The organism is Streptomyces sp. NPDC002306 (assembly GCF_053593435.1).
The window spans coordinates 1-15,777 of sequence record NZ_JBSFCK010000045.1 but is presented as its reverse complement, the minus strand read 5'-3'; the positions used below and the strand labels follow the sequence as shown (position 1 = coordinate 15,777).

14 protein-coding genes are annotated in these 15,777 nt (G+C 70.3%); 9 read left to right on the top strand and 5 right to left on the bottom strand.

The window, feature by feature from the left end; all coding sequences use genetic code 11:
- Positions 1-141 precede the first annotated feature (141 nt).
- The 3 genes from ACWCQK_RS37000 (at position 142) to ACWCQK_RS36990 (ending at position 3,863) form a co-directional block, all read left to right on the top strand.
- Positions 142-1,122 (top strand): glycosyltransferase family 2 protein, encoded by a 981-nt coding sequence (locus ACWCQK_RS37000; RefSeq protein WP_451162809.1) that lies wholly within the window; start codon positions 142-144, stop codon positions 1,120-1,122.
- Positions 1,122-2,462 carry a polysialyltransferase family glycosyltransferase gene (locus ACWCQK_RS36995; protein WP_451162807.1) on the top strand — a complete coding sequence of 447 codons (1,341 nt, stop codon included), beginning with the start codon at positions 1,122-1,124 and terminating at the stop codon, positions 2,460-2,462. Before ACWCQK_RS37000 ends, ACWCQK_RS36995 begins: the two co-directional genes overlap by 1 nt.
- A gap of 243 nt (positions 2,463-2,705) precedes the next feature.
- Complete coding sequence (locus ACWCQK_RS36990) at positions 2,706-3,863, top strand: acyltransferase family protein (protein ID WP_451162805.1); 1,158 nt, start codon at positions 2,706-2,708, stop codon at positions 3,861-3,863.
- 139 nt (positions 3,864-4,002) lie between these two features.
- Here ACWCQK_RS36990 and ACWCQK_RS36985 read toward each other — a convergent pair whose 3' ends face one another.
- Positions 4,003-5,352: a polysialyltransferase family glycosyltransferase gene (locus tag ACWCQK_RS36985; RefSeq protein ID WP_451162803.1), complete on the bottom strand. Its 1,350-nt coding sequence runs from the start codon at positions 5,350-5,352 to the stop codon at positions 4,003-4,005.
- Entirely contained in the window at positions 5,349-6,335 is a 987-nt protein-coding gene (locus ACWCQK_RS36980) for a glycosyltransferase family 2 protein (RefSeq protein WP_451162801.1), read from the bottom strand. The genes ACWCQK_RS36985 and ACWCQK_RS36980 overlap by 4 nt, the downstream gene beginning before the upstream one ends.
- 318 nt (positions 6,336-6,653) lie before the next feature.
- Here ACWCQK_RS36980 and ACWCQK_RS36975 point away from each other — a divergent pair, with 318 nt between their 5' ends.
- From ACWCQK_RS36975 to ACWCQK_RS36955, 5 genes are all read left to right on the top strand, one after another.
- Positions 6,654-7,577 carry a helix-turn-helix domain-containing protein gene (locus ACWCQK_RS36975; RefSeq protein ID WP_451162799.1) on the top strand — a complete coding sequence of 308 codons (924 nt, stop codon included), beginning with the start codon at positions 6,654-6,656 and terminating at the stop codon, positions 7,575-7,577.
- Between the two features lie 158 nt (positions 7,578-7,735).
- On the top strand, positions 7,736-8,680 hold the full coding sequence (locus ACWCQK_RS36970) for a helix-turn-helix domain-containing protein (RefSeq protein WP_451162797.1): 945 nt from the start codon (positions 7,736-7,738) through the stop codon (positions 8,678-8,680).
- Positions 8,681-8,813: 133 nt separating this feature from the next.
- Positions 8,814-9,308: an RICIN domain-containing protein gene (locus ACWCQK_RS36965; RefSeq protein WP_451162795.1), complete on the top strand. Its 495-nt coding sequence runs from the start codon at positions 8,814-8,816 to the stop codon at positions 9,306-9,308.
- Positions 9,309-9,664: 356 nt separating this feature from the next.
- Positions 9,665-10,768, top strand: coding sequence for a S1 family peptidase (locus ACWCQK_RS36960; RefSeq protein ID WP_451162793.1), 1,104 nt, complete (start codon positions 9,665-9,667; stop codon positions 10,766-10,768).
- A 61-nt stretch (positions 10,769-10,829) separates the two neighbouring features.
- Entirely contained in the window at positions 10,830-11,321 is a 492-nt protein-coding gene (locus tag ACWCQK_RS36955; RefSeq protein WP_451162791.1) for an RICIN domain-containing protein, read from the top strand.
- A gap of 9 nt (positions 11,322-11,330) precedes the next feature.
- Here the strand turns inward: ACWCQK_RS36955 and ACWCQK_RS36950 are convergent, their stop codons facing one another.
- Positions 11,331-11,981: a TetR/AcrR family transcriptional regulator C-terminal domain-containing protein gene (locus ACWCQK_RS36950; protein WP_451162789.1), complete on the bottom strand. Its 651-nt coding sequence runs from the start codon at positions 11,979-11,981 to the stop codon at positions 11,331-11,333.
- A 74-nt stretch (positions 11,982-12,055) separates the two neighbouring features.
- Here ACWCQK_RS36950 and ACWCQK_RS36945 point away from each other — a divergent pair, with 74 nt between their 5' ends.
- Complete coding sequence (locus ACWCQK_RS36945; RefSeq protein WP_451162787.1) at positions 12,056-13,624, top strand: FAD-dependent monooxygenase; 1,569 nt, start codon at positions 12,056-12,058, stop codon at positions 13,622-13,624.
- On the opposite strand, the gene leuE is transcribed toward ACWCQK_RS36945, so the two are convergent.
- Both leuE and ACWCQK_RS36935 read right to left on the bottom strand, forming a co-directional pair.
- Positions 13,621-14,271, bottom strand: coding sequence for a leucine efflux protein LeuE (leuE, locus tag ACWCQK_RS36940; RefSeq protein ID WP_451162785.1), 651 nt, complete (start codon positions 14,269-14,271; stop codon positions 13,621-13,623). The two genes, ACWCQK_RS36945 and leuE, sit on opposite strands and share 4 nt — an antisense overlap.
- 178 nt (positions 14,272-14,449) lie before the next feature.
- Positions 14,450-15,777: acyl-CoA mutase large subunit family protein (locus tag ACWCQK_RS36935; protein WP_451162783.1), on the bottom strand; the 1,328-nt coding region annotated here is incomplete at its 5' end.

The following is a 15,777-nucleotide window of genomic DNA, read 5'->3' as shown; positions in this document are numbered from 1 at the left end:
TTAACAGCGGATCGACGAATGGGGTTTTCGGGTCCCCAGGGCACTTGCGAAGGCCTGGTTCACAGGTTCGCCACGCGCAGTTCACCTGACATCAAACCAATGGTAAAGACGGGTGCCGGACGGCCCTCTAACGTCGGTCGGGTGGTCAAGCTCTCCGTCATCGTGCCGTTCTACAACGTGCAGCAATACGCGCCGGACACTCTCAAGAGCCTGCGGGCGAACACTCGTGACGACTTCGAGTTCATTCTCGTCGACGACTGCTCGCGCGACGGGACACCGGACATCCTCGCGCGCGCGGAGCGCGAGTTGCCGGGTGCGGTCCTCGTCAGACACGAGGAGAACGGAGGACTCGCGACCGCGCGCAACACCGGGATCGACCGGGCGCGCGGCGAATACCTGACGTTCCTGGACGGCGACGACTGGCTCGCCCCGGGTTACTACGAGCAGCTGGTCTCCGCCATGGACGAGCTGAACTGCGACTTCCTGCGTACCGATCATGTGCAGTGCACCGGGCGGGCGCGAGCGGTGCACCGGGTGCCGCACGGCCGGCGGGGCGTGGTGATGAAGCCGCGCGAGGCGATCCTGCCCGCCGACCGGTCCACGTCCGTCGACTACGCGTACGCGTGGGCGGGGATCTACCACCGCCGGCTCGTCGACCGGGGGCTGCTGCACTTCACCCACGGACTGCGCACGGCCGAGGACCGGCCGTGGATCTGGAAGCTGCACCGGGAGGCGGAGTCCTTCGCCGCGGTGAACCTCCTGGGCGTCTTCTACCGGCGCGGGGTCGCATCCTCGCTCACCCAGATCGGTGATGTCCGGCAGCTCGATTTCATTCGCGCGTTCGACCAGGTGATCGAGGAAACGGCGCTCGACCCCGAGGCGGATAAGCTGCTGCCGAAAGCAGTGCGCACCTATTGCGCGATCATGGCTCATCATCTCGGATCAATCGAGAGGTTCGAACCCGCCGTGGCTCGAAAATTGCGCTCACTGAGCTCCGCCGCCCTGAAGCGAATGCCGCAGGACGTGCTCGCGGAAGTGATGGACACGATGGACTCGCAGCGGGCGAGCCGGCTGCGCCGCCTGCGCCGCAGGCCCGTGTCCGCCCGGACGGTGGCCGCCTGATGCCTCGCACCACCCGGATCTTCTGCGCGTCCACCCTGTACGGAGCCGCGACGCTGGCCGCCGCGCTGGACGCCGGACTGTTCGAGCCGACCGACCGGCGGCTGCTGCTGGTCACCAACAACGCGGCCAACCCCGAGACCACCCCGGCCGTGGACGAGATGCCGGGCTTCGCGCGGATCGCCGAGCGCTTCGACGAGGTGCTGTCCTGGAACGAGACCATCGCGCCGTTCCATCCCAGTGGCTGGAGCCCGCGCGGCGACGACATCCCCATGTGGGAGCGGTACGTACGGCTGCTGTGGGGACTCGGTGACGACGAGGTCCGGCTGGCCGTCGAGTCCGTGCAGGTCAACCCGTCGCTGGCGCTGTGCCAGCTGTTCACCGGCGCTCCCGTCGATGTGTACGCGGACGGCCTCATAAGCTATGGCCCCACCCGGGACAAGATCGATCCGCTGGTCGGCACCCGGATCGGGCGCCTGCTGCACCTCGATCTCGTGCCGGGTCTCACCCCGCTGCTGCTCACCGAGTTCGGTGTGGCACCCGAGCTGGTGCCGGGCGAGGCGTTCCTCAAGGTGCTGGGCGAGCTGGCGGAGACCGAGAACGAGCTGCCGGTCTTCGACGAACCGCCGGCGCTGCTGCTGGGCCAGTACCTCTCCGCGCTCGGCATCCTCGGCGACGCCGAGGAGGAGGAGCTGCACCTGAGCATGGTGCGCGGCGCGGTCGCGCTCGGGCACCGCCACCTGGTCTTCAAACCGCATCCGGTGGCGCCCGCGCGCTGGTCGCGGCTGCTGGAGGAGGAGGCGGCCCGGCTCGGCGCCGAGCTCACCCTGCTGGAGCGGCCGGTCCTGGCCGAGGTGGTGTTCCAGCGGACCCGGCCCGCGCTGGCCGTCGGCTGCTTCTCCACCGCGCTGCTCACGGCGGCGGGTGTGTACGGCATCCCGGTCGCCCGCGTCGGGACCGACAACGTGCTGGCCCGCCTCACGCCGTACCAGAACAGCAACCGGGTGCCGGTGACCCTCGTCGACGCACTGCTGCCCGACCTCGCCGACCGGGCGGCGGTGGAGGCGTGGACGATGCCGTCACCGGAGCGGGTGGACCAGCTGGCGGCGCTGCTCAAGGCGGTCGGCTTCGCCATGCAGCCCAAGATCTACCCAGGGCTGCGCGGCGCGGCGGAGGAGTACCTCTCCCATCAGCTGAACCCGCACACCTGGCGCTACTTCAAGCGCCGCCGGCTGACCGCGCTGGCGTTGCCGGGAGCCGTACCGGCGCAGCTCTCCTTCATTCCACGCAACGCGACCGTGCGCCGTCTCGCGCGTCGGGCCAGAGCACTGTCACGGCGCTAGCGCGACCCGGCCCCCGCGCGTCACCCCCGCTTCTTCACCGGACCGGGGGCGGCGCGCTTTTCCGTAACCCTGGCGTCAACCTGACGCCAACTCATTCATCTGGGGGACATCCGTCCGATGCCTGAGCGTCAGCACAGAATTCCCTGTCATCCGTCCCAGGTTCGTAGCGTCGCTTTTTTGACGAACGTATGAATGATCACGACGTCACCATGATCCCGAATCCACTGAGAAAGGCCCCCTTGGATGAACGCGGCTGACCAGGCCCTGGCACCGACGAGCCCGGCCCCCGCGCCCACCGTGCGGGTGCAGGTCCCCGAGAAGGCCGCCGCCGCCCCCCGTCCGCGCGGCTCGGACCGGCTGCGCGCCCTGGACGGGCTGCGGCTGATGGCCGCGCTGATGGTCTGCATGTACCACTTCGCCGGCAAGAACGGCCCGATCGCCGAGTCCTGGCACCAGTCGCCCGGCCTGATGTTCCCCACCCTGTCCCAGGCCGCGACCTACGGCAGCCTCGGTGTGCAGTTCTTCTTCGTCATCAGCGGCTTCGTGATCTGCATGAGCAGCTGGGGCCGCACGCTGGGCGACTTCTTCCGCTCCCGGGTCGCCCGGCTGTACCCCGCGTACTGGGTGGCGATCGTCCTGGTCACCGTGGCGGCCTACATCCTGCCGGTCGTCGTCCACCCGCTGCGCTCGGACGAGATCCTCGTCAACTTCACGATGCTGCAGCAGCCGATGGGCGTGGACCGGGTGCTGGGCGTGGACTGGACGCTCTGGGTCGAGGTGCGCTTCTACGCGATGTTCGCCCTGTTCGTGGTCTGGCGGGGCGTCACCTACCGCCGTGTGGTGCTGTTCTGCGCCCTGTGGATCCTGGCCGGTGTCTTCGCCCGGGTCGCCGACAACCCGCTCACCGACGAACTGGTGATGCGTGACCACGCGCCCTTCTTCATCGGCGGACTGGCGCTCTACCTGATCCACCGCTACGGCAACGACCTGCTGCTGTGGGGCATCGTGCTCATGTCGTTCCTGCTCGGCCAGCGCTACTCGGTGACCGCCCTGTGGCACCCGGGCATGGAGGGCGACTTCCAGCGCAACCCGCACGTCATCCAGGCGATCGTCTTCCTCGCCTTCGCCGCCGTCGCGGTGGTGGCGGTGGGCTGGACCCGCTGGGCGAACTGGCGCTGGCTGACCGTCGCGGGGGCGCTGACGTACCCCTTCTACCTGATCCACGAGCACCTGGGCTGGTTCTTCGTGCGGGTGCTGAACCGCGAAGTCGGTCTGCCGCCCTACGCGACGATCGTCGTCAGCGTGCTGAGCCTGCTGGGCATCGCCTGGCTGATCCACAAGCTGGTGGAGAAGCCGTTCGGACCGCGCCTGAAGCGGGCGCTGGTGGTACCGCGCCGCTAGCGCGCGAACGCGGCCGCCCGTCCCCCGGGATCCGGGCGGCCGACGCGAAGGGCCGGGCCCCGTCCGTGGAGGACGGGGCCCGGCCCTTCGCGTCTTCGTGCCTGTGTGCCTTTGTGTCTGTGTGCCGGTCGGCCGCCGGTCAGGACTGGGCGGCCCGGATGCGGCGTACGACCCTGCGTACCGTCGGGTGGCGGCGCAGGGCCTCCGCACGGACCGGGCTGCCGCCGGGGAGGCGGAGCGTGGTCAGCCGGCGCTTCTTGAAGTAACCGGCGTGCTCGGCAAGATGGGCGGTGAGCCAGGCGGCCGCCTCGTCGTGCAGGGCCGGGTACTTGCGGGACTGCATGCAGTAGCCGACCGTGCGCACCAGCGGCGCGAGCCGCTCGCTCAGCGCGGCCAGTTCGAGCGGGGCGCCGAGGGTCTCGCGCTCCGCGTCGGGCAGGGCCGCGTCGATGATGGTCAGCGGGACGCGGTTGCTGTTCTCGTACGGCGTGATGCGTTCGAGCAGGAGGCCCGTGCCGACCCGCGCCACCGGGATGCCGTAGAAGGCGGCGGCGGTCATCAGGGCGGTGGAGAAGCAGCCGATGACGAGGCCCGGCTTCAGGTTCGCGAAGACCGTCTCGGCGAGGACGGGGGCGTTGAGGACGGAGAGCGTCACTCCGAGCTCGCCGGCCACCGCCTCCAGGGACCTGCTGTAGACGGCGGGCGCGCTGGGGTGCGGCTTGAACAGGACGTTGTCGTGGCCGGCCCGGGCGGCGGCGCGCAGCATGCGGATGTGCAGCTGCTCTTCCTCGTCCTGGGTGATGAGGTCGATCGCGGAGAGGTACTGGCCGAGCAGCACGGCCGTGGGGCGCTCGCCCGCGGGCAGCAGCTCGGCGAGGATCCCGGCGCCTTCCTCACCGATCTGGGCGAGGACCTCGACGATGGCCTCGTTGGGGATCGGCTCGGGCTCGACGCCGTACTCGGACAGCAGCATCGGGCGCAGTCCGGGTATGAGGTCGAGGTGGAGCACCCGGGCGATCCGGCTGTTCATACCGTGCGGGATGCGGTTACGGGTGGGCCCGTAGCTCATCAGGCCGTCCGCGTACACGTGGATCGGGCTGTCCGCGAAGATGTCGGCGACCGCCCGGGAAGGGTTGGCCTGGATGGACTCGCAGGCGATCTCGACGTCCGCGTCACCGAGGTCCCAGGCGAGGCGTACGGCCTTCTCCCACAGCTGGGCGTCCTGGGCGCGCGGCGACCAGCCGGCCGGGTGGTGCGGGGAGATGAACTCGTTCCACGAGCGCACCTCGTCGAACTCGGGGCGCAGCTTCTCGAACCCGGCCATCCGGTCCAGCGGGGTGCCGACCTCGGGCACGGCGGCGGTGTTGCTGACCACCAGGATGCGGCGGTGGGCGGTGCGCGGGCCGAAGAGGCCGGCGCGGATCGCGGCGGTGACGGTCGCGGCCGCGTACTGCGTGGCCGAGAAGAAGATCTGTGTCGTGCCGCTCATGCCGCGACTCCCTTCATACCGCCGCGTATGCGCCGCAGCGTGTGCACGCGCTCCTCGCCCATGCCGACGAGTGCCTCGTTGAGTTCGTCCTCCGTCATCCGCCCGAGCGCCTCGCCGGCCAGCTGCCGCAGCTTGGCGTGCACGCTGCGCTCGAACCGGCCTCGGTCCAGCAGCTGGTGGGCGATGACGACGCAGTAGTTGCGCAGCGCCTTCTTGCGCAGCCTGCCCGCCTCGGGGTCGCCGTCGAGTTCGGCGAGGACGAGGTCGAAGGAGCGGAAGAAGTCCAGCTGGCGTACGTCGCCGATCTGGGTCAGCGAACTGGAGATGCCACGGCGGTAGAAGACCCCGCGCAGGCTGGCGACGGCGTAGGACTCGGCCCTGCGGTGCAGTTCCCAGATCCAGGGCCGGTCCTCGGCGGTGCGCAGTCCGTCGTGGAAGCGCAGCAGGCCCCGGTCGAGCAGACGGCGGTGGTAGACACCTGCCCAGGCGTACGGGTAGTCGACCATGGTGGTGTCGTCGACGGGGAGGATCGAGGTGCGCGGGTCGAGCGCGACGTGCCGGCGCCCCTCGGGAGCCCGGTGGATCTGCCGTTCGAGACCGAAGACCTGGACGTGGTCGGTGCGCACGAAGTCGACGTCGTGGCGCTCGATCCGGTCCACGAGGGCGCTCAGGTAGCCGGGGGCCAGCCAGTCGTCGCCGTCCAGGAAGGTCAGGTAGCGGCCTTCGGACGCGTCGATGCCGGTGTTGCGCGCGGTGGCCAGGCCGCCGTTCTTCTCGTGCCGGATCACCCTGCTGTTCTTGAGCCGCTTCGTCAGTGCCAGCAGCGCCTCATAGGTCTGGTCCTTGGTCGACCGGTCCTCGACGAACAAAAATTCGAATTCGTCGTCGGCGTTGTTGACAAGGCTGGCCACAGTTTCCGGAACGTACGTTTCGATATTGAAACAAGGCACGATCACGGACAGTTTTGGGGGGCGGTGGGGCACGCGAACACCTGGACTCTCTCTGGGGCAGACCTCAGCGACCGTAAGAGATGTTCGATGCCGGACATCAACCCCTCGGCCACTATCAGGTGAACACGAGGTAGCGACACGCCTTCCATTTCCGTGGCGCGACCCCGGCGTCTTCCATGGCCCGACCCCGGCGTCCCGTAGGCACGTATGATCGACGATCAGGTGTTCGATAGATTCGGAGATCTGGGGGAATGTGTGCTCAGGACGGTATTTCGAAGCGCGGCTCTACCGGCGGCGGAACGACTTGCCGGGTTCGACGACTTCCTCCGCGGAAGCGGCCATCCGATGCGTATGACCTGCCCGGACCCTGAGGACTTACGTGCCACGGTACGGTCCCTGGACCTCGGACCGGTGCACGTCGTGGAGCTGACCTCGTCGCCGTGCGTATTACGGCGCACCACGCGATCGGTCCGCCGCTCCGACCCCGAGCTGTACTCGGTGATCTTTCCCCGGCGGGGTGTCCTGGAGGTACGGCAGGCGGACCGCGGCGCGGTACTGATCGGGCGCGACTTCGCGCTCTGTGACAGTTCGCGGCCCTTCAGCGTGCGGATGACCGGCCTGGAAACGGCGACGCTGATCTGTGCCCAGGCACCCCGCGCTCTCCTGCCGCTCCCTGCCGGACGGGCCGAACGGCTGCTGGCGACGCGACTGCCCGGAAACCACGGGATCGGCGCGCTGCTCACACAGTTCCTCAGCGACGTGACCACCGACACGGCCCGCCATCCGTCCGCCGACGTCGCACGACTGAGCGCGGTGGCGCTGGACCTGCTGGCCGCCACCCTCGCGCACCACCTCGATGCCGGCACGGAGGCGGAGGACGAGTCCGGTCGGCGGTCCCTGCTCCTGCGCATCGACACCTACATCCACGACCACCTGCCCGAACCGCACCTGTCGCCGCGGGAGGTGGCCGCCGCTCACCACATATCCGTCAGCTATCTGCACCGCCTCTTCCGCGCCCGGGACACCACGGTCACCGCGCTGATCCGCCGCCGGCGTCTGGAACGGGCCCACCGCGACCTCACCGATCGACGGTTGTGGGACGTACCGGTCCACCGGATAGCGACCCGGTGGGGCTTCAAGGACCACTCCGCCTTCACGCGCGCCTTCCGCGCCGCCTACGGCATCCCGCCCAGCGACGTGCGGGAACTGGCTCTCGGCCGCCCGGCCGCACCGGTCGGCATGCCGTCGCCGGTGGGTTCCGCACTCGGAGGCTGAGACCTCTCGGCGCCTGTCCCGAGAGGGGGCACCTCCCGTTCCGCGGGAATCACACGCACCTCTCGGGCCGGCGGACGGCACCACGTCCCACAGGGTTCACACCGGGGCTTCTCCGGGGGCGGCCGCGCTCCCGCACACACGCGTCAACGGGAGAGTTCATGGGGGAATCCACAGCCATGCCCGACCGTCGCACCGGCGGACAGCGGGGAGACGCGGACGGCGGAGGTGGCGAAGGGGGAGGCGACCGCCGGGGCGAGCTGCGACGTATGGAACTCGGCGGCACCTCGGTGTGGTCGGCCACCTGCCGCCGGCTCGTTCTGCGCCTGACCGCGCGGCCCGAGCGCCCACCCGCCCGCCGGTGCTACCACGTGACACTTCTCCTGGAGGGGGAAGCGGTCGTCGTCCACGAGGGACGCGAGACGGCCCTCCGGGCGGGCGACTTCTACTGCTACGACGACTCACGGCCGCGTGAGATCCGGACCGGCCCGGTCAGAGCGGTCGGGATCAGCGTCCCGCGGGCACTGCTGCCCCCGCCGCTGGACGAGGAGGACCTGGCGCTGGGCCGCCGCGCGACGAGCCGGGACGGTGTCGGGGCTCTCCTGGCCCGGTTCCTCACCCAACTCACCCGCGACAGCGACGCCTTCATGCCCTCGGACGGACCGCGCCTGGGAACGGTGGTGAACGGACTGGTCGCGGCGCTCTTCGCCCGTGCCGCGCGGTCCGACCCCGCACCGCCGTCACCCCCCGAGCCGGGGGCTCTGGCCCCACGCGTCACCAACTTCATCCAACGGCACCTGTCCGACCCGGAGTTGAGCCCCCGTTCGATCGCCGCGGCGCACGGCATCTCCCCCAGCTACCTGCACCGGCTCTTCCAGGGCGAGCAGGAGACCGTCGCCGCGCTGATCCGCCGCCAGCGCCTCGAGCGCGCCCGCTACGACCTCGCCGACCCCGCTCAGGGCAGCACTCCCGTCCATGTCATCGCCGCCCGTTGGGGTTTCCCCCGCGCCACCGACTTCACCCGCGCCTTCCGGGCCGCGTACGGGATACCGCCCACCGACTATCGCGACCGGTCCCGCGCCCTCAGTCGACGGATTGCCACATGAGTGTGCTCTGACCGCCAAGGCCTCATCCGCCACAGCTCGACATGCTGATGACCGGGACGACAGCGGGCCCGGTCCGGCCCCGGGGCCGCCGGTGTCCCGTCGTCCACCCGCAGCTCTCGTGAAAGAGGTTGTCGTGAAGAAGCTCCGTCTTGCGGCGGTCGGTACGGTCGGCGCTCTCGCCGTCGGCGCCGGACTCCTGTTCCCGGCGTCCGCGCAGGCGGCGCCCACCTACTGGCAGTTCCAGAACGCGCGCTTCGGCACGTGCCTGACCGCGGGGGACAGCGGGACCGCGTTCGCCACGTCGTGCGTCGGCAGCACCCGGCAGCAGTGGGACTGGGTCGGCGACGGCCCCGGCGACTACCTGGAGCTCAAGAACCGGAACACCGGCCTGTGCCTGGTGACCGACAACAGGACGGGCACCAACGCCGTCTGGATGAGCACCTGCGACGGCGCTTCCGGCCAGTGGTGGTACTACAACGGCGAGAACCAGAGCGTCATCAACCTGCTGGGCCACAACGCCGGCTGTCTGCTCAGGACGAGCGACGTCAAGGACGCCGTCTACGCCACCGACCCCGACCAGACCGGCATCGGGGCCACCTACTACCGGTGGGCCGGCACGCACGACTGATTCGAGCGTGCCGGTCACGGGCGCGGCCCGGCCCGGCCGACGAAACCGGGCCGGCGGCTGTCGCCCTCGGCGGCATGCCCCTCACCGACACCATCCACCACGCCGTATCACGTTCGGCGCGCGCACCTGGCCGCCCACGCCCGCCCCGACCGCCGAAGCCCGACGGTCAGGCGCCCTGGCGCCTGCGGCTTCGACCGTCGCCACCCCCGGTCGACTCGCCGCGCCCGGACACCGCCGTGTCCTCCCCGCAGCCGCTCGCCGCGCTGCCGGTCCCGGCTTCGGCCACGCGAACTCGCCCAAAAGGAACTCCTGTTCGGCGATCTCCCATTCGACAGCAACCGAAGGGTACGGAAAGCATGACCGGGAACATTCTCCCTTCCACCGTCAAGGCTTTGGCGCTCACCTCACTCGTCGCCGGCCTCATGACCATCACACCGAACGTGAGCGCCCGGACACAAGCGGATCAGCCGTCCCATGACGTCCGGGTGACGGCGGGGCCGAGCGGTGACGCGAGCCAGAGAATCGCCGACCGTCTGGGCGACTCCCACACGGCCGGCGTCTATCTGGACCGCGGGACGCAGAGGTTCGTCGTCAATGTCACCGACAGCGAGGCGGCGGCAGCGGTCGAGAAGGCCGGAGCCATCCCCCGACGGGTGGTGTACGACACCGCCCGCCTGGAGTCCATCAAGAAGCGCCTCGACGACGGCTTCAGAACCCCGGGGACGATGTGGGGCGTCGACGTCCCGGCCAACCAGGTGGTGGTCAGCGCGGACGGCACGGTCGGCGAGCGAGATCTCGCGGCGCTGAAGAAATTCGTCGCGCCCTACGGCAAGGCCGTCCGCGTCATACGTACGAGCGGTGAGACCCGGCGGACCGCGGGCGGCATCAACGGCGGCGACTACATCCAGAACGGCGTCGTCTCGTGTTCGTACGGTTTCACCGTACGAAAGAAGTCGGATCCGAACTACAAGGCGATTCTCACCGCGGGACACTGCACCGACACGTCGGGAACCGACTGGTCCAAGTCGGACGGTTCGTACATCGGTTACACCACCGGCCACAACCTCGCCGACGGGAACGACTTCGGTCTGATCCGGGCGTACAGCGCGGACGTGACGTACTACGGCAACGTCGAAGCCGCGAACGGGGACGCCCAGGACATCACCTACTCGCGCGACAGCAGGGTCCACGAGACCGCCTGCGCCTCCGGCTACAAGAGCAAGTACGCGTGCGGCACGGTGATCTTCAGGAACCAGACCATCAACTGGTCCGACGGCAGCCCGACGTCCACCGGCATGGATGTCGCACAGATCTGCCGCGACCATGGCGACAGCGGTGGACCGCTCTTCGCCGGAGACGCCGCGCTGGGACTGCTGGTCGGGAGCGACTCCGATGCCTGCCAGAGCTTCTACCAGCCGGTCAACGAGGCCCTGTCCTGGTACGGGATGGAGGTCTTCTGAAACCCGGCCCGGCGGCCCGGCATCCCGTTCTCCACCACCAGCTCGCACGAAAGAGGTTGACGTGAAGAAACTCCGACTTGCCGCCGTAGGTGCCGTCGGGGCGCTCGTCGCCGGGGCCGGACTCGTGTTCCCGGCCTCCGCCCAAGCGGCGTCCACTTACTGGACATTCACGAACGGCCGGTTCAGCACGTGCCTGACCGCGGGGGACACCGGGACCGCGTTCGCCACGTCGTGCGTCGGCAGCACCCGCCAGCAGTGGGACTGGGTCGGCGACGGCCCCGGCAAAGCCCAGGCGCTCAAGAACCGGAACACCGGTCTGTGCCTGATGACCGACAACAAGACGAACACCAACGCCGTCTGGATGAGCACCTGCAATGGTGCCGCCGGCCAGTGGTGGTACTTCGACGCTGCCAACCGGTACCTCTACGACACCGTCGGCGGAGAGGGCGACGGGTACCTGCGGACGGACGAAGTCGTCAGGGACGCCGTCTACGCCACCGATTTCGGCCAGACGGACGTCTCCTACTTCCATTGGTTCGGCACCCACGACTGACCCCCGGACTCACTCGATCCCGAACCGGGCCCCGATGCCCGCCACGATCACGGCGAGCCCCTCCTCGAAGTGCCTGCCGTAGTCCTCGAAAATCAGCGCGCCCGCCTCGGCCGACAACGGGAAGTCGGCCATCAGGCGGGCGCGTTCGGTCACGTCGTAGCCCTCCCGGCGCTCGCCCGGCACGGGCTGGACGCCCTGTTCCTCGGTGACGAACCCGAGGGTGTAGAGGTACGTCGTACTGGTCGCGCGGACGGCCTGGGCGAGGGTGAAGCCGGACTCCGTGAACAGGCGCAGGGTCCGTTCCATCTCGACGGCGTGCGGGATGCCGGTGAAGCGTGAGCCGCTGAAGACCCTGGCGCCGTCCCGGTAGCCGAGCAGCGCGGCGCGCAGGTCCCGCCCGGACTTGACCAGCCGGTCCCGCCAGGTGTCGTCGGGGTCGGAGGACGCGCCCGCGACCATCCGGCGGTACATCTCCGTCGCCATCTCGTCGAGCAGCGCCTGCTTGTCCTTGAAGTGCCAGTACAGGGCCGGCGCCTTGACGTCCAGCTCCCTGGCGATGGCCCGCAGGGTCAGACCCTCCAGGCCCACCTCGTTCAGGAGCCTCAGGGCGGTGTCCGCGACCCGTTCGCGGTCGAGGGGGGCGCGTCGTTCCGTACTCACACTTGACAGCTTAACAGCGTTAAGGGCACGCTTCCGTCCGATAGTACTTAACAACGTTAAGGAGAGTGACGGCCATGGAGACGACCCTGGACACGGACGTCCTGATCGTCGGCGCCGGTCCCACCGGTCTCGCGCTCGGCATCGACCTCGCGCGGCGGGGCGTGGACGCGCTCGTCGTGGAGCGGGGCGAGGGGCTCGCGCCCGGATCGCGCGGCAAGGGCATCCAGCCGCGCACGATGGAGGTCTTCGACGACCTCGGGGTGCTCGACGCGATCCGCGCGGCCGGGGGCACGTACCCGGTCGGGATGATCTGGCAAAACGGGAAGCGGGTGGGCGAGCACCGGATGTTCGACCCGGCCGAGGACGGCGAGGGGGGCTCCGCGCACGCCGAGCCGTGGATGGTGCCGCAGTGGCGCACGCTGGAGATCCTGTACGCGCGGCTCGTCGAGCTGGGCGGGCGGGTCGCCTTCGGCCGGGAGGTGACCGGCCTGGAACAGGACGACGACGGCGTGACCGTGCGCTTCGCCTCCGGCGCGGGCGACCGGGACGCGGGCGCCGACGGCTCGGGTGCGGGGTCTGGCGCGGGCGGCCGGGTCGCGGGCGGAGGCGCGGAGTCGGGCGTAGGCGCGGGGTCGGGTGTCCTGCGTGCCAGGTATGTCGTCGCCGCCGACGGAGGCCGGTCGGTCGTGCGCCGGACCCTGGGCATCGACATGACGGGTGAGACGGTCGACCCGAACCCGATCCTGGTGGCGGACGCCCGGATCAGCGGCCTGGACCGCGACAACTGGCACGTCTTCCCGCCCCGCGACGACACCGGCGGCTTCCTCGCGATCTGCCCGCTCGCGGGCACGGAGGACTTCCAGGTCGTCGCCCAGTTCCCGGACGGCACCGCGCTCGACGTCTCCCTCGACGGCGTCCGCGAGGTCGTCGCCGCCCGCTCTCACCTCGCCGCCGAGGAGGTCACCGAGGTGCGCTGGGCCTCGGACTTCCGGCCCCGGGCCGCGCTGGCGGACCGCTTCCGGGCGGGCCGGGTGTTCCTCGCGGGAGACGCGGCCCATGTGCACTCACCGGCCGGCGGCCAGGGCCTGAACACCAGCGTCCAGGACGCCTACAACCTGGGCTGGAAGCTCGGCGCTGTGCTGCGCGGGGAGGCGCCGGCCACGCTCCTGGACACCTACGAGGAAGAGCGTCGTCCCATCGCCGCGCAGATGCTCGGGCTGTCCACACGGGTCCACCGCGGCGAGGCCCGCCGCGGTGCGGCGACCCGGCAGCTGGGGCTGGGCTATCGCGACTCGTCCCTCACCCGGGAGACCCGCACGACCGCCGACGGCCCGCTGCGGGCGGGCGACCGCGCGCCCGACGCGCCGGTGGACGGCGTACGGCTCTTCGACATGTTCCGCGGACCGCACTGGACGCTGCTGACGGTCGGCACGCCGCTGCCCCACACCGACGACGCCGCGGTCCCCGGCGCTCCGGACGTCGGCGCGCTCCCCGCGGGCGCGCTCCCCGCCGTCCATGTGCCGTCCCACGAGGCGTACGGCACCGGTGTCTTCCTGGTCCGCCCCGACGGCTACGTGGGCTGGGCCGGGCGGACGGCGGAGGGGCTGGCGGAGTACGCCGACCGGGTCGGGGTGACGCGCTAGGAACTGGCCAGCGACAGCTTGACCGCGAAGCCCAGGAACAGGGCGCCCGCCGCCGAGGTGGCCCCCGCCGCGAGCCGCTTGCGGCGGCGGAAGGCCGCGGCCAGCTTCGTGCCGCTGAAGATGAGCGCGGTGAGGTAGAGGAAGCTGGCGAGCTGGGCGAAGGCGCCGAGGACGACGAACGACAGGGCGGGATAGGCGTAGCCCGGGTCGACGAACTGCACGAAGAAAGCGACGAAGAACAGGATCGCCTTCGGGTTGAAGAGGCTGATGACCAGGGCCCTGCGGTAGGGCCGCTCGTCGGTGGCGGCGCCGGGCGCGTCCGCGTACGCCGCCTTCTCCTTGCGGCTCCGCCACATCCCCCACGCGGCCCGCAGCATCCCGACCGCCAGCCAGGTCAGATACCCGGCTCCCGCGTACTTCACGATCCCGAACAGCACGGCGTTGGCCTGGAGCAGCGAGGCGACCCCGGCGGCCGACAGCGTCATCAGCACGGTGTCCCCGCACCACACGCCTGCGGCGGCGGTGTACCCCGCGCGTATCCCGCGCCGGGCGGCGACGGACAGGACGTAGAGGGAGTTGGGGCCGGGCAGCAGGACGATGAGTACCAGGCCCGCCAGGTACGTGGGGAGATCGATGACGCCGAACATGGAACGAGTGTCGCACGGGGGTGTGACAACGGATCCGGGCCGGAAGACGTGCGTGCGGAGGGCCTCCGAGGCGCCCTCCGACGAGGTGGCGGCGGGCCGAGGGGACGCCGTCCTCCGGTGACGAGACGACCTGAGGGACGCCCACCGGTGAGGTGGCGGCCGAAAGGACGCCGTCCGTTCAGAAGGTGTCCGAGGGGACATACGTGCCCCACACCGTCCGCAGCGCGTCGCAGACCTCGCCGACCGTGGCCCGGGCCCGCAGCGCGTCCTTCATCGGGTACAGCACGTTGGCCTCGCCCTCGGCGGCCTTCTTCAGGGCCGCGAGCGCGCGGTCCACCGCGCGCTGGTCCCGTTCCGCGCGCAGCGTCGCCAGGCGGGCCGCCTGGCGGGCCTCGATCGCGGGGTCGACGCGGAGCGGCTCGTACGGCTCCTCCTGGTCCAGCCGGAAGCGGTTGACGCCGACGACCACGCGCTCCCCCGCGTCCGTCTCCTGCGCGATCCGGTAGGCGTTGCGCTCGATCTCGCCCTTCTGGAAACCGTGCTCGATCGCCGCGACCGCTCCCCCCAGGTCCTCGACCCTCCGCATGAGTTCCAGCGCCGCCGCCTCCACGTCGTCCGTCATCCGCTCGACGGCGTACGACCCCGCGAACGGGTCCACCGTCGCCGTCACGTCCGTCTCGTGGGCGAGCACCTGCTGGGTGCGCAGCGCCAGCCGCGCGCTCTTGTCCGTGGGGAGCGCGATCGCCTCGTCGAAGGAGTTCGTGTGCAGGGACTGGGTGCCGCCCAGGACCGCCGCGAGACCCTGGACCGCGACCCGGACCAGGTTCACCTCGGGCTGCTGGGCGGTCAGTTGCACCCCGGCGGTCTGCGTGTGGAAGCGCAGCATCAGCGACTTGGGGTCGCGGGCGCCGAACTCCTCCCGCATCACCCGGGCCCAGATCCGGCGGGCGGCACGGAACTTGGCCACCTCCTCCAGGATCGTCGTACGGGCCACGAAGAAGAAGGACAGGCGGGGCGCGAAGTCGTCGACGCCCATGCCCGCGGCGACGGCCGTACGGACGTACTCGATGCCGTCGGCGAGGGTGAAAGCGATCTCCTGCGCGGGCGAGGCACCCGCCTCGGCCATGTGGTAGCCGGAGATCGAGATGGTGTTCCATCTCGGGATCTCGGCCCGGCAGTACCGGAAGATGTCCGCGATCAGCCGCAGGGACGGCTTCGGCGGGAAAATGTACGTCCCGCGCGCGATGTACTCCTTCAGGACGTCGTTCTGGACGGTTCCCGTCAGCCGGTCGGCCGACACGCCCTGCTCCTCCGCCACCAGCTGGTACAGGAGCAGCAGCAGTGCCGCGGGCGCGTTGATCGTCATCGACGTCGACACCTCGCCCAGCGGGATCCCGTCGAACAGCACCCTCATGTCGTCGATCGAGTCGATGGCCACGCCCACCTTGCCGACCTCGCCGTGCGCGATCGGCGCGTCGGAGTCGTGGCCCATCTGGGTCGGCAGGT

Coding starts and splice junctions, on each gene's coding strand:
- ACWCQK_RS36970 (WP_451162797.1), top strand. CDS start 7,736: ATGGGGGAATCCACAGCCATGCCCGACCGTCGCACCGGCGGACAGCGG.
- leuE (WP_451162785.1), bottom strand. CDS start 14,271: ATGTTCGGCGTCATCGATCTCCCCACGTACCTGGCGGGCCTGGTACTC.
- ACWCQK_RS36990 (WP_451162805.1), top strand. CDS start 2,706: ATGAACGCGGCTGACCAGGCCCTGGCACCGACGAGCCCGGCCCCCGCG.
- ACWCQK_RS36960 (WP_451162793.1), top strand. CDS start 9,665: ATGACCGGGAACATTCTCCCTTCCACCGTCAAGGCTTTGGCGCTCACC.
- ACWCQK_RS36985 (WP_451162803.1), bottom strand. CDS start 5,352: ATGAGCGGCACGACACAGATCTTCTTCTCGGCCACGCAGTACGCGGCC.
- ACWCQK_RS36995 (WP_451162807.1), top strand. CDS start 1,122: ATGCCTCGCACCACCCGGATCTTCTGCGCGTCCACCCTGTACGGAGCC.
- ACWCQK_RS36975 (WP_451162799.1), top strand. CDS start 6,654: ATGACCTGCCCGGACCCTGAGGACTTACGTGCCACGGTACGGTCCCTG.
- ACWCQK_RS36945 (WP_451162787.1), top strand. CDS start 12,056: ATGGAGACGACCCTGGACACGGACGTCCTGATCGTCGGCGCCGGTCCC.